Below are 13495 nucleotides of genomic sequence, written 5' to 3'. Positions count from 1 at the left end.
GTGTCCTCCGTGCAGGTGGTGCCGCCCGGGCATGGTAGCCGTTGTGCTTCAACGGCGTAAACCGGCCCTGCCCGGAGCTCCCAGGCTCAGCACCGAAGGCACGTCCTCCGGCGACGCCAGCCGCAGCAGCCCATGACCGATGCCCGCGAGGCCCACCATCAACCCCGGGGGTTGTGTTCCCCCGGGCGTGCCGTACAGCCACCCCTGCCGTTGGATGTCGTCGAGCACTCCCGCCGCCTGGAGATACACCCGCGCTTTGAGCGCTTCATCACCTCGCGCCCGCGCGGCGTCCAGGAGGAAATCGAGGTTGCCCAAATCGCCATGACACAGGCTGTGGTTGAGGCCGAAGCCGGCGCGAAGCGTGGTGGCCACGGCCTCGTCGAGCTCGCGCTCCAGGGCCTCGTCCTTCAGGTGCTTGCGCATGACCAACCGCGACAGGCCGATGCCGGGCGCGCCATGACACCAGGCCGTGAGGAAATGCCCGCCGCCCGCCGCTCCTCCTTCGGCGGCCTCGTCCTCGGGCGCGCCGTCGCGCAGGTCGGGCCAGTTGCCCTGCTCACGGGAGAAGCCTCCGCGCTCATAGGCCAGTGCGCCCCTGACGGCTTCGAAGCAGCGGGGCTCGCCCGTGGCGGCGCCCAGCTCGAGCAGTGCCCAGGCGATGCCCGCCGCGCCGTGCGACAGCCCCATGAGCGGGCGTGAGGCGCCTCGGAGTGGAAGCCAGCCGAGCCCCTCGCCCGCCGGCCGCGCCGCCGCGAGGAGCCGCTCGCCGCACCTGCGCGCCAGGGACAGGGCCTGGGACGTGGGGCGCTGCTCCGCGAGCCGCAGCAGGCCGAGCAGACAGCCCGCGTTGCCGCTGACGAGGTCATGGTGCCCATCCGCGTCGATGGCCTCGGGCAGCCGCTCGAGCACGGACTCCGCCAGCGTCCAGAGCTCCGGCTCGCGCCACAGGTCCGCCAGGTGCGTGCAGGCGTAGAGGACGCCACCCCAGCCGTCGAAGGCGCCCACCTTGTCCAGGGCGCCGGACGTCCGTCGCCCCGATGTGGCGCGGAGCTGGTCGCGCAAGGCGACGGTGGCGGCCTCGGCGAGCGCGCGATGCCGTGGCTCTCCACCCACCGCGCCGAGCTGGCCGAGGAACAGGGCGATGCCCGGCAGTCCGAAGTAGAGGTCCGCCCCGGCCTCCGCGAGCGTCCAGTGGCGTCCCTCCAGACGGCGCGGCACGAGCCAGCGCGCCCGCCTGGGCCCCCGGAAACACAGCGCCGCGAGCCGCTCCGCCACGGCCGAGCTGGCGGCCAGGAGCGCGTCCCGGCTGGCGGGCGCCGCGCCGGGCACTCCGCTCGAGCGCGTTCGTGGCGTGGGCCGCCGCGCCAGTGCATCCAACTGGACGGCCTGGCGGATGAGGTGGAGCTGCCGCTCCAGGTCGGCGTCGTCCGCGCGCTCCAGCCGGCGGCGCACGCGCTCCAGGCCGCTCTCCCCGAGGGACACCGGTAGCGGGCGGCCCTGGCTGTCCCAGACGGTGCGCGAGCCCACGCGGGTGGAGAAGCGCGGGATGTCGGCGCGCTCCAGGTCCTCCTTCTCTGGACCCATCAGCGCCTGGAGGAAGGGGGCGTCGGCGGCTCCCAGCCACAGCCTGTCGAAGAGACACTCGCGCTCCATCGCATCCTGCAGGTGGTGCGGGTGCGCGCTCTCCGAGAGGAGGTTGGCGTAGACGCGCGTGGGCCGCGCCACCAGGCGGACCTCGGCGTCCGCCAGCGCGGCCAGCGGGCCCTCCGCCGCGAGCAGGGCGTCCCGCCGCTGCTGGAGGAGGCGCCAGATGCGGGTGAAGCCCCGGGTGATGGCGTCGACATGGTCGGCCAGCTCCACGGGTGCGCCCCGCAGCGTGGGCCGGCTGCGCGGCGTGCCCAGGTGGTGGGGCGAGGCGACGAAGCGCATCCGCTCGGTGCCCGCGTCGACGAGCTGGAGCACGTCCATGGGCGTCTTCTGGCCCGCGGTCGCGCCGAGCCCGCTGATGTCGATTCCGGCGCTCCCACCCAGGGGAAGGATGCGCTGGGGCAGCAGTCCCAGTCGCAGCACGCTCTCCTCGATACCGTCATCGCCGGGAGGGGGCGCGCGAGCGCGTGGCACGGCCGGATGGAACAGCGTCTCCAGGTCGACGGGGACCGGCTGCTCACCGGCCGCGATGAGGTTCTCGTAGTGGAAGTCCGTGGCCGACAGGAAGTGGAAGAGTCCCAGCAGCAGGCCCTGGCGCAGGTAGAAGCGTTCCAGCCCGGCGGGGGAGTCGCAGGGCGCGTCCCGTACGAATTCCACCCAGCCGTGGTCTCCGCGGTCCAGCACGACGAGGGGCCGGAGCGAGGGCTCCAGGTCCGGACCGAGCCAGCGCACCAGGTCGTGGAAGCCCGCCTCGAGCGCCAGCGAGCGCGGCTTGTAGACGAGCCGCAAGCCTCCCTGGAAGCGCAGCATGAGCACGCAGCGGCCACCTCCATGGGAGTCTCCCGCGGTGCCCTCGACTTCGAGCAGCGGGCCTGGAGCCTCCTCCCGCAGGAAGCGCTCGCACAGCGCGGTCCAGTCGCGCCGCAGGTTCCCCAGCACCTCGAGGCTGAAGGTCACCCAGTCCCCGACACAGACGGTGAGCTGCCGCGCGAGGACGGGGTAGCGACCGAGCAGCTCGAGCGCCGCCGCGGACGTGCCGAGACTGGCGGCGAAGCTGGCGAAGCGCTCCTCGGGCGTGTTTCCGGTGAGCCGGCCCTCGAGTCCGGCGATGTGCAGCTCGAGCGCGAGGGTGCGGGCCAGCCGGCTCTTCAAGCGACGTTCGAGCAGGCGGAGCAGGGAGGCCTCCACCGACTCCGGTACGAAGCGCGGCGGAGCGTCGGCGGGCGCGAGCCGCCGCAGCCCATCCCTGAGCTGATGGAGGCCCCAGCGCATCAGCGGCGCCACGGGGGCCAGCAGCCCGGGCGGAGCGGGGGCCTCGGCCCCGGCTTCCGCATGGGCGCGTTGCAGCAGCTCCAGCCAGGACGGTGGCGCCTCCTGCGCGGAAAGCCAGTCCTCCCGGGCCACGAGGAGCTCCCGCCAGCCCGGCTCGTCGAGCCCGTCCGCGGCGAGTCGCGCGTGCCAGAGCGCGGGGTCTTCGAAGGGCCGCTGCCCGTGCCAGCGCGCCGCGAGACGGTCGGCCCGCTCCCGCGCCTCGGGAGGTGGCGCGGAGGCCGGCGGCAGGCGCTGCCGCGCGCGGGCGCGCTCCGTGAGTGAGAGCGCATGGCTCCAGGTGGACAGGCTCGGCCAGCCAGCGGGAGGTGGGCTCATGTGCAAGGCGCGAGGAGGGGACACATGGGAGCGCCGACGCTAGCAGATGCGCGGCGGCCCTCCGGTTGAGTCCCCTCCTCGGAGACACCCGCGGCCGGTGTCACTCCGCGCGCGTCTCCACCACCGGCATCAGCCGCGAGGCGAGCGCCGCCAGCAGCGCATCCTCGGTGAACGCCGCCGCCACGTTGGGCACCTTGAAGCGCGTCGTGGCCACCTTGCGCAGCGAATAGAACGCCCAGGTCGACGCCACCGCAGCCACGCCGCCCAGCACTCCCGCCAGCGCCATCACGCTCCGCTTCTGGCCCGACACGGACGAGGCCCCGGCCAGCACCCCGGTGATGATACGGCCCGCCATGGGCAGGAACGTCACGCGCGCCGGCGTCTTCGGCAGCTTGTCCGCCACCAGCTCGCCCAGCGCGAGCACGCCCAGCACCTTCGGCACCCACGGCTTCGACAGCGCCTGCGCCAGCGGGTCCGTCCTCGGCCCCGGCGCCTGCGACAGCCGCCGGCTCACCAGCGTGGGAGCGCTCATGCTCCGCATCCCCGCCAGCACACCCAACCCCAGGGGAGTCAACCATTGTCCTCGATGCACGGCTTCCACCTCCTCGTCGGTCTGCGTCTTCTGCCGCCCGGGCGCGAATTGCGCGAAGAACTGCACGGGCCCCAGCTCCAGCTCGTGGCCGGAGTGCTCCATCTGCCCCGAGCTCGCCGGCTGCCCCACCAGGTCCGGGCGCCGCCGCGTCAGCTCGCGCAGGCGCACGTGCGTCAGCCGGTGCCATGCGCGCTGGTAGCGCCGCCCCACCATCGTGAAGCCCAAGCGGCTCCACCAGTTGGGGAACTCACCCGGGCGCCAGGCCGCCTCGATGTGGAAGCGCACCTCGCCCGTCTGGTGGTCCTTCTTCAGGAGGAACCACTCGCGTCCCGCCTCGATGTGGCCGTCCAGCGTCTCGAAGCTGAAGCCGTAGACGCTGCTCTTCTCGTCGTGCTCCAGGCGCGTGCCGCCCACGCGCACCGCGCACAGGTAGCGCAGCTTCTGTCCCAGCGACTTCAGCTCCAGCAGCACGGTGCGGCCCCGCATCGGCTCGTCGGCGGAGAAGTGCCAGCGGACGATGCGCGGGTCGGAGAAGTCGAAGGTCTCGAGCACCTTCCGCGCGCGCTCGAAGATGCCGTCGGGGTGGGGCGGCCCGGGCAGCTCGTGGCCCAGCAGGCCCACGGAGTGCACCTGGCTCCAGCCCGCCTCCAGCGTCATCTCCCCCGCGCCCGCAGCGTAGTTGCGGCCCTGCCTGCGGGCCTCGTCCAGCCGGGGCACCAGCTCCTCTTCGGTCCAACCGGAGAGCCACCGCCACTCAATCATGTGCCTGGTCTCCCTTTGCGATGAACGTCGGGTCGTGCTCCGGGTCCGCACCGTCGGGCTCTTCCTCCAGCTGGGTGGTGTCGGCGTGGATGACGCCCACCACGCCCTCTCCGGCGGTGAGGGCCGCGCGCAGCACGAACTCCGTCCAGGTGTTGGTCTGCATGGCCTCGCCCGCGGTGACGAACCCCACGTAGTGGAACGTCGAGCCGGAACGCGCCCGGCTGCGGATGTGGAAGATGACGTCGCCGTGCTCGTTGCGGTACGCCCCGAAGGTGATGCGGCCCGCCTCCGGGTGGCCCGGCAGGGTGGCGAGCGTGAGGCTCTGCGCGTCCTTGTGGATGACACGCACGCCGAAAGTGCCCGCGCCCTGAATCTTCACCGTCAGCTCGTCGCCCAATATCAGCGGCTCACCCTGGCGGGATTCATCCTTGCGCTCGAAGACACACAGCTCCGCGGGAGCGAACTCCGGGAAGCGGCGCGCGACCCAGTCCATGACCGTCGAAGGGGGGTGATGGCAGTCCTTGATGACCGCCCAGTAGTCGCGCTGGAGCAGCGGCCCGGCTCCATGCTCGGGGAGCAGGAGGTTGGCTGCCGGGTTGCTCTCGATGTCGGTCGACTCGCTCACCATCTCGCCCTTTCCCGTGCTCGGCCCCACCATGATGGGGACCGCTCTGCCCGGCTGCATGGTGTGGCCGCGCTCAGGACAGACGGTCTTCAAGCCGACGCGGGCCTGCCTGCCCGCTCAGGGAGGGAGCATGGGGATGGACGTCAATCCGGCCAGTGAGGCTTCGGAGAAGGAGTACGTGGCACCACCGGTGGTGCGGGCCGAGCACGCCGAGGGCTCGTTCACCCGCCTGATCGAGCAGCAGACGGCCAAGGTGCCGTCGCACGTGTTCCTCTTCGCCAGCCTCTGCTCGATGGCGGTATCGCTCGGCCTGGAACTGGGCGGCCGCGATCGCCCGGCCCGCTTCGTGGGGCAGTGGGCGGCGCCGCTGCTGGTGATGGGCGTCTACAACAAGCTGGTGAAGACCCTGGGCCCGCGCTGAGTCGAGTGCGTCCGGCTACAGGTGCGTCGGGTACGCGGCAATCTCGCAGTTGCGCAGCCGGACGCGGGTGCCGGGCGCGGGAGGGGTGCCCCTCGCGGAGAGGATGACCAGCGAGGGGCCCACGAGCAGTGTCACGGTGCCCTCCTCGTCCACCACTTCGAGCGTCCCGTCGAGGACGCCCAGCGTGGGCTCACCGGCCGTGGCGTCGGACAGCGGCTCCAGCTCCTCGCCCCAGGTGAGCACCCGGGTGACGGCGAGCTCCACGTCGGTGAACTGCCCGCGCGAGGGCGGGTCTCCGCGCCAATAAGCCCAGATGACCCCGCCCGGCGTCTTCAGCGCGACGCGCGGACCCACCGCTCCCTGCTCGAGCCTGACGACCTGGACGTGCATCCGTGGCACTGCTTGTAACCACGTAAGTGCCCGCGCGAAAGCCCGAATGCGCGCCACGTGTGGGCTTCACCCGGTGACGTCCACCGTGCCCAGCGGCAGGCCCTGGCCGTTCACGAAGGCCTCGAACCGATGCGGGCCCGGGTAGTGCTTGCGCGTGGTGAGCTGCCGGAAGGAGACGCGCTTGCCGACCTCCTCCACCTGGCCGGGTTCCAGGGTGAGTGCGCGGACCTTGAACACCTTGGGCCGTGCCTCGCCGCTCGCCTTCTGGAAGTACACCGCGAGGTCCACCACCAGCGCCTGACTCTTCCGCGAGCGGTTGGCCACCTCGAAGCGGACGTCCACCGTGCCGCCCACCGAGGCGCGCTTCGGCAGCGCCGTCGCTCGCACCTCGATGCCGGAAGGCTTGTGCGCGCCGAGCACCTCCAGCGCCGCGGGCTCCCCGCGCTTGATGGCGGAGCGCAGCGCATGACGGACGAGCCACTCGCGCTCCGGCGGCGCGTCCTTCATCCACGCCTTCGCCACCCGCACCAGCACGTCCGGGTGGTCCTTGCCGATGTCGTTGAGGTTGTTGGCCACCGAGCGGCGCACGTACAGCTCCGGGTCGTCCTTCAGCAACTCCAGCAGCGCCAGCACCGGCCGTGGGTCTTTCTGGAAGGCGCGCAGCCGGGGCGCCCACGGCAGCCGGGGCCGCGTGCCCTCCGACACGAGCCGCCGCACGTGCACGTTCTCGTCCGCCGCCCACTCGCGCAGGCGCGCCAGTGTCTGCTCCGGGTGGCGCTCCAGGTACGCGCGGATGGAGAACTCCGCGGTGAAGCGCCGGGTGAGCGCGTACTGCGCGCGCATGGACTCCTCGAAGTGCTCCAGGCCGTGCTCGGCCACGAACAGCACGTGGGGCAGGTAGAAGAACACCTCCATGCCCGAGCCCTCCGTCCGCTCCAATTCCGGCCCCAGCGAGCGCACCAGCACGTCCACGGCGCTCGGGTAGTCCCGGGGCAGCGCGCGCTGCATCGCCCCGGAGAGGTGTCGCGCGCGACCGAGCAATTCGTGCCCCTCCAGTCCGGTGGTGGCCTCGCGGACGAAGGCCGCGCGGGGGAAGGACGGCAGGGCTGCGTGCAGCGCCGCCGCGAGGCGCTCGACGAGCCGGGCATTGAAGAAGGTCTTGAGGGGCTCTGCCATGGCGCGCGCATCCTGTCATGCGCTCCCCTGGACGACAGCCCTGGCGACACCGTCCCGCGACGCACGGCGTTGTGAAATCCATGCGCCCACGGCGGAAGGGCCGCCCGTTCCATGCGCCTGGGAGCAGAGGGCGGGCGCCCGTGTCCCTGGCTACCCGGGCTGGGCAGGGGCCCTCCTGCTCTGGTACGCCATGGTGAGTGGCGAAGACGCACAACGGTCGGGGACAGAAGCGGGGCTCGGGCCGTGGCAGGGCCAGCCCGGGGCGTCCCGCGCGCGCGTCCTCCGGGACGAGGCCGCTGCGCGAGCAGCTCGCCTCCGTGCCGGACCCGCTCGCGCTGCTGGAGGGCCTCTTCACCCACTCGCCCGTGCCGTACTCCGTCTTCACGGCGGACGGCCACTGCCTGCTCATCAACCCCGCCTACCGGAAGATGTTCGGCTCGGAGCCACCGCCCGAGTACGACCTCTTCCGTGACGAGGTGCTCGAGCGGCTCGGGTTCCTCGCATACATCCGGCGCGCCTTCGCGGGTGAGACGGTGCAGACGCCGGTCTTCTGGTACGACGTGCGGGAGCTGGAGCACGTCCACGTGGAGGCGGCCAACCGCATCGCCATCTCCTGCCACTGCTTCCCGCTGGCCCCCAATGGCGGCGACGTCACCCACATCGCGATTGCCTACAAGGACGTGACGGCGGAGCTCGCGGCGCGCGAGGCGGAGAAGGCGGAGCGCAACAAGCTGCACCAGCTCTTCACCCAGGCGCCCGTGGCCATCTGCGTCCTGCAGGGCGCCGAGCTGCGCTACGAGTTCGTCAATCCCCTCCAGCGGCGGTTGATGGGCGGACGGGAGATGGTGGGCCGCACGCTGACGGAGGCCATCCCGGATGTGTCGCCCGACGTGCTGTCACTGCACCGCACCGTCATGGAGTCCGGTGAGCGGGCCATCGCCAACGAGCTGCCCCTGGCGGTCGACTACGCGGGCGAGGGCCGCGTGGAGACGAAGTACTGGAACATCATCTACGAGCCGCTCCGCGACGAGCGGGGCCGGGTGGACGGGCTGGTGACGTTCGCCTTCGAGGTGACGGAGCAGGTGCTGGCGCGGCAGGCGGTGGAGAGCCAGCACATGTGGCTGGAGGCGGTGCTGGACCTGATGCCCCTGCCGGTGGTGATGGTGGACCCGCGCACCGGGGAGCTCACCTCCTCCAACGCGGCGGCGGACCGGCTGCACGGCCAGTTCGTCTCCAGGGACGTGCCCTCGGCGGAGGACGCGGAGGTCTTCCACGTCACGGACCTGAAGGGGCGGCGCCTCGACAGCGAGGAGATGCCCGCCGCGCGCGCCGCCCGGGGCGAGAAGCTGGAGGGGTTGGAGGTCATCTGGCACACGCAGTCGGGCGAGTTCGTGCTCAGCATCTCCTCGGAGTTGCTGCCCGCCATGCACGGGCACCCCGCCGCGGTGGTGATGCCCTTGCAGGACATCACCCGCCTGAAGACGGTGGAGCGGCACCTCCAGGAAGCCATCCGCGCTCGCGATGAGTTCCTGTCCGTGGCCAGCCATGAGCTGAAGACGCCGCTGACGTCGCTGGGGCTTCGGCTGCATGCGCTGTCGCGCGCCATCGACGCGGACCCGGACTCCGCGGTGTCGCGGCGGCACAGCCGCGAGGTGGCGGCGATGAAGCGGCAGGTGACGCGGCTGGCGGAGCTCATCGACGGCCTGCTGGACGTGTCGCGCATCAGCACCGGGCGGCTGCGCATCCACCGCGAGCCGGTGGACCTGGCGGCGCTGGTGCAGGAGATGGTGGCGCGCTTCGTCCCGGAGGCGGAGCGGTCCGGGAGCGAGCTGGACGTGCGGCCGTCGGGCCCGTGCGTGGGGAGCTGGGACCGGCTGCGGATGGAGCAGGTGGTGTCCAACCTCCTGTCCAACGCGCTCAAGTACGGCGCGGGCCGGCCCGTGCACGTCCACGTGGAGGAAGCGGACGGGCGCGCGCGGCTGTGGGTGCGCGACGAGGGCATCGGCATCGACGCGGCCGCGCACGCGCGCATCTTCCAGAAGTTCGAGCGCGCCGTGTCCGAGCGGCACTACGGCGGCCTGGGCCTGGGGCTGTACGTGGTGCGCACGCTCGTCGAGGCCATGGAGGGCACCATCCGCGTGGAGAGCCAGCCGGGCGAGGGGGCCACCTTCGTCGTGGAGCTGCCGCTCCAGCCCGCCGAGGCTCCGGTGCAGGCGCTCCAGTCCGCCGGCTCCTGACGCAAGCGTCACCGAGAGAATCCCGTGAAGCGCGCGTCGCGCGGCATAAGCTGCCGGCGACGTTCCTTCGCTTCACGGAGGTAGACCTTGCACGAGTTTCCGCTGCAGCTTCGCTGGGAGGGCTCCACGGCCTCCGAGTTCTCCCGGGACGCCGTGGCCAGCACCGCGGGCAAGCAGGACATCGCGGTGAGCGCCGCGTCGTCGTACTCCGGCAACGACTCGCGGTGGAATCCGGAGGACCTGTTCGGCGCCTCGCTGGGTACGTGCCACATGCTCACCTTCCTGACGCTGGCGAAGAAGGTGCGCCTGGACGTGCGCGGCTACGAGGACCACGTGACGGTGTCGCTGGACACCGTGGAGAAGGTGACGCGCGTGACGAAGGTCCGCCTGGCGCCCACCATCCGCGTCGCGCCGGGGACGGACGCCGCGAAGGTGCGGGAGATGTTCGAGAAGGCCCACAAGTATTGCTTCATCGGCCAGAGCATCACTTCGGAAGTGCTGATGGAGCCCGTCATCGAAGAGGTCCGCTGAGGCGCGGGCCAGCGGCCCCCGGGACTTCCCGCTAACATGCCCGGCTCCAGTGTGCCGCCGCCGGAGGTCCTCGGGCGGAGGCACGAGAGGGAGGGGCCGTGCGCGCGACAGTGGGAGTCCTCGTGGGACTGTGGGGGCTGACCGCCCTCGCGCAGGCGGGCGGAAGTCTACCGATGCCGCCCCCCCCGGCCGGAGCGGGTGCTCCGGTGGCCCCGCAGGGCGACAAGCCGCGGCTGCTGGTGTCCGACCTGGTGGCGCAGGGCGCGGAGGCCAGCGACGCGGCGGCGCTCACGGATGCGGTGGTGCAGACGCTCACGGAGCGCAGCCTCTTCCAGGTGCTCTCCCGCCGCGACGTGCAGACGATGCTGACCACGGAGCGGCAGCGCCAGTTGTTGGGCGCGTGTGACGAGGACGCGTCCGCGTGTGCCTCGGACCTGGGCGGTGTGCTGGGCGCGCGCTACGTGATGACGGGCTCGCTGTCGAAGCTGGGCTCCACGTATGAGTTGTCGCTCCAGGTGCTCGACACGGTGAAGAGCCGCACGGTGGGGCGCAGCACGCGGCTGGCGCGCGACGTGGAGACGCTGCGGCAGGTGGTGCCCTGGGCGGTGGCGGAGGCGAGCGGCTCGCCCCTGCCTCCGCCGGCCTCGCGCGTGGTGCCGTACTCGCTGCTGGCGGGGGGCGGCGCGGTGGTGCTGGGCGGCGGTGTGTATGGGCTCATTGCCCTGTCGCGGCAGAAGGTGCTCAACGACGAGCTGTGCCCTGGGGGTGGCGGGCAGTGCGCGGGGCAGAACCTGCGCGCGCTGTCGTACTACCAGGAGCAGGACCGCAAGCTGGGCCGCGACAAGACGGCGGCGGTGGGCGTCATGGCCGCGGGCGCGCTGCTGGTGGGTGCGGGGCTGTGGCTGATGCCGCCTCCCGAGGGCGGACCTCGAGTGGCGCTGGTGCCCTCCACGAATGGGCTCGCGGTGGCGGGGGTACTGCCATGAGCGCGCGCAAGGGACTCGTGGGCTTCGTCGCCGCCGTGGGCGCGCTGGCCGTGATGGGGGCGTGCTCGGGTGGACTGAAGGTGGAGGAGGGCAATTCCTTCCCGTGTGACTATGCGCAGGCGGAGGAGGTGCGAGACACCGCATGCGCGCCCGGCTGGCGCTGCGGCATCGACAGTCGCTGCCACGAGGACGTGCCGGAAGCGGCCACGCAGGGCGCCGCGCCCGACACGTCCGCCCCCGTGCTCCTCTATCCGAAGCAGCTCACCGGCGAGGCCCGGTTCGTGGCCGCGGATGCGCGCGAGGGCCGCATCCTCGTGGGCCAGGGCGATGGTGGCACCCTCTTTTCCACCAACGGCTTCACCGCCCACGCCGTTGGCACCCTGACCGTGGAGCGCGCCGCCTTCGTGGGCAGCCGTGTCGCGCTCCAGGTGGTGTCTGGAGGACCCGAGGCGCGGAGCACCTCGCTCGCGCTGGGCACGCTGGAGTCCGGGGCCGGAGGTCTCACCACGAGCGCGGTGCAGCCCGCGCTGAGGGATGTCCGCGCCTTGCGCGCCTCGACGCTGCCGGACGGAGGCACCAGCCTGCTGGTGCTGCGTACGGCGGGGCAGGCCGGCGAGCTGGACGTCACCAGTGGCACGTACACGGACTTCCCCGGCGGCTTCGGTGTGCAGGCCGACGGCAGCGTGTGCGTGGCGGGAAGCGCGCTGCCCGGTTGCCCCGGCAGCGCCACGGTGCTGCCCATCCTGGACGCGAGGCCCGTCCCGGCCAGTGAGCTGACCCTCAACCGGAGCAGCCCGGACGGAGACGTGCTGGTACCGGTGACGGTGACGCGCGACTTCTTCTTCTGGCGCAAGCCGGGAGGCACGCCGGGTCCCGAGGCCTGGCAGGTGCTCAACCCGGATGACCCGGTGTCGCGCGAGGGCCTGGCCACCCAGGGCGAGCCGCTCCTTCGCCACGGCGAGGGCGCCAGCGTGTGGGGCCTGCGACGCTCCGTGCGCGAGTCCGTCGCCAGCGACGCGAAGACCTTCGACGTGCTGAGCACCTGGACGCTGCGGCGCACGTCGCAGGGGCCGCGCATGGAGCGAGCCTGGGACGACTGCGCGCCGTGTGCCGACGGCCGCCTTGTCACCTTCACCCCCGTGTCGGACGGGGCGGTGGGCGTGGAGGTGCTGTGCGAGTCAGAGAAGGGCCTCCGCTCTCTCTTCCGCGTGGTGGGCGCGTCGGTGACGTCTCCCGCGAACACCTGCCTGCGCCAGCCGCTGGATGCACCGATGGACCTCGCTGAAATCGCCACCACCGTCGATGCCCAGCGACGGCGGGTGACGCCGGGTGCGGTGGACGATGCGCTCGGGGGCGGGCTGGCCATGGGGGGCATACACGGGCAGCTCTGGAGGGGCCGCTCGCTGAGCACCTTGCGGCCCCTCTTCCTGGACCGCGCGCCGCTGGAGGTGGGCATCCTGGAGGCGCCCGTCCTGGGCGACACCCTCGTCGCGCTCACCCCGGACTTCCTCGCGCTGCGCTTCAAGCAGGCCACTGGCGAGCCGGAGGGGCTGACGGCGGCGGACCGCAGGCAGGGAGAGGGCGGCTCCGAGGAGCAGGCCCGGCTGGCGGCGCTGGTGCGCGGGGCCCAGGGCTGGGTGGTGCTGGAGTCGGGCCAGCTCGTGAAGGTCAGCCCGAAGGACGCGTCGCTTGGCAACAGCTACGGGCCGCAGCTCCTGGCGCCCAATGGCGCGCCGGCCTCGGGGCCCTTCCTGGGGCAGGGCGTCCCCGCCTCGGGGACACAGGGGGCGTCGCTGGTGCTCACCGCGAACGACCAGCTCTACGTGCTGGACAGCGCGAAGCTGGAGACCGAGCCGGGTGCACAGCCGGGCCTGCTGCCCCGCCTCACGCCGGACCCGGGCTTCCCCATCCGCTCGCTGGCGCGCGACAGGACGGTGAGTGCGACCGCCACCACCGGTCCCAAGGTCCGCGGCTGGCTGTCCACCGGGCGCAGCCTCTTCGAGTACCACCAGTCCGCCGAAGGCCAGTGGGGCGTCACCCCGCTGCCGCTGGGAGACGGCGAGCCGGTGGAGGTGTGGGGCCGCCAGGCGGGTACCGGGGGCGAGGCCACCACCTATGGGCGGGTGGGCCTGCGCGACGGACAGGTGCTGCGGCTGCCCTCGGGCGTCCCCCTGACGCAGCCGCTGAGCCGCCTGGACTTCGCGGTGGACTACGCCTCGCTGGCCGGCTGGCCGGTGGCGCTGGGCGAGAAGGGGCTCTACCTCGCGAAGCCGCGCTGTAGCGACGACGAATCGGGGGGGCTCCTCCTGCGCTGGTGTCCGTCGTCGCTGCCCCCGGACATGAAGGACGCGGACGCCTTGAAGGGCGCGCGCATCGAGGTGGTGACCGAGGCGGGCACGCAAGCCCTCCTCCTCTTCACCCGGACGGGCTTCGTCTACCGGCTCGCAACGGCGAGATAGGTCCCCGCAGGGGCGCGCGGAA

At 72.4% G+C, this 13495-nt stretch carries 10 protein-coding genes; 5 read left to right on the top strand and 5 right to left on the bottom strand.

Annotated features, from left to right (window positions below; genetic code table 11):
* Window positions 1-48: 48 nt before the first annotated feature.
* The 3 genes from OV427_RS18965 to OV427_RS18955 form a co-directional block, all read right to left on the bottom strand.
* On the bottom strand, window positions 49-3294 hold the full coding sequence (locus tag OV427_RS18965) for a type 2 lanthipeptide synthetase LanM family protein (protein ID WP_267857531.1): 3246 nt from the start codon (window positions 3292-3294) through the stop codon (window positions 49-51).
* A gap of 100 nt (window positions 3295-3394) precedes the next feature.
* Window positions 3395-4648, bottom strand: coding sequence for a DUF1990 family protein (locus tag OV427_RS18960; protein WP_267857530.1), 1254 nt, complete (start codon window positions 4646-4648; stop codon window positions 3395-3397).
* Window positions 4641-5333 carry a DUF1990 family protein gene (locus OV427_RS18955; protein WP_267857529.1) on the bottom strand — a complete coding sequence of 231 codons (693 nt, stop codon included), beginning with the start codon at window positions 5331-5333 and terminating at the stop codon, window positions 4641-4643. The genes OV427_RS18960 and OV427_RS18955 overlap by 8 nt, the downstream gene beginning before the upstream one ends.
* A 76-nt stretch (window positions 5334-5409) precedes the next feature.
* On the opposite strand from OV427_RS18955, the gene OV427_RS18950 reads away from it, so the two are divergent.
* Entirely contained in the window at window positions 5410-5694 is a 285-nt protein-coding gene (locus OV427_RS18950; protein WP_267857528.1) for a hypothetical protein, read from the top strand.
* A gap of 15 nt (window positions 5695-5709) precedes the next feature.
* Here the strand turns inward: OV427_RS18950 and OV427_RS18945 are convergent, their stop codons facing one another.
* Entirely contained in the window at window positions 5710-6084 is a 375-nt protein-coding gene (locus tag OV427_RS18945) for a hypothetical protein (RefSeq protein WP_267857527.1), read from the bottom strand.
* A gap of 66 nt (window positions 6085-6150) precedes the next feature.
* Complete coding sequence (locus tag OV427_RS18940; protein WP_267857526.1) at window positions 6151-7260, bottom strand: DNA alkylation repair protein; 1110 nt, start codon at window positions 7258-7260, stop codon at window positions 6151-6153.
* Between the two features lie 197 nt (window positions 7261-7457).
* Here OV427_RS18940 and OV427_RS18935 point away from each other — a divergent pair, with 197 nt between their 5' ends.
* From OV427_RS18935 to OV427_RS18920, 4 genes are all read left to right on the top strand, one after another.
* Window positions 7458-9497, top strand: a complete 2040-nt coding sequence (locus tag OV427_RS18935) for an ATP-binding protein (RefSeq protein WP_324289969.1) — start codon at window positions 7458-7460, stop codon at window positions 9495-9497.
* An 87-nt stretch (window positions 9498-9584) separates the two neighbouring features.
* Window positions 9585-10028 carry an OsmC family protein gene (locus OV427_RS18930; RefSeq protein WP_267857525.1) on the top strand — a complete coding sequence of 148 codons (444 nt, stop codon included), beginning with the start codon at window positions 9585-9587 and terminating at the stop codon, window positions 10026-10028.
* A gap of 173 nt (window positions 10029-10201) precedes the next feature.
* Window positions 10202-11014 (top strand): CsgG/HfaB family protein, encoded by an 813-nt coding sequence (locus OV427_RS18925; RefSeq protein ID WP_267857524.1) that lies wholly within the window; start codon window positions 10202-10204, stop codon window positions 11012-11014.
* On the top strand, window positions 11011-13473 hold the full coding sequence (locus OV427_RS18920) for a hypothetical protein (protein WP_267857523.1): 2463 nt from the start codon (window positions 11011-11013) through the stop codon (window positions 13471-13473). Before OV427_RS18925 ends, OV427_RS18920 begins: the two co-directional genes overlap by 4 nt.
* Window positions 13474-13495: the final 22 nt, after the last annotated feature.

The sequence above is a fragment of the Pyxidicoccus sp. MSG2 genome (assembly GCF_026626705.1).
Lineage (GTDB): Bacteria > Myxococcota > Myxococcia > Myxococcales > Myxococcaceae > Myxococcus.
Note: the sequence above shows the minus strand (reverse complement) of the source record. Positions and strands in the feature narration are given on the sequence as shown.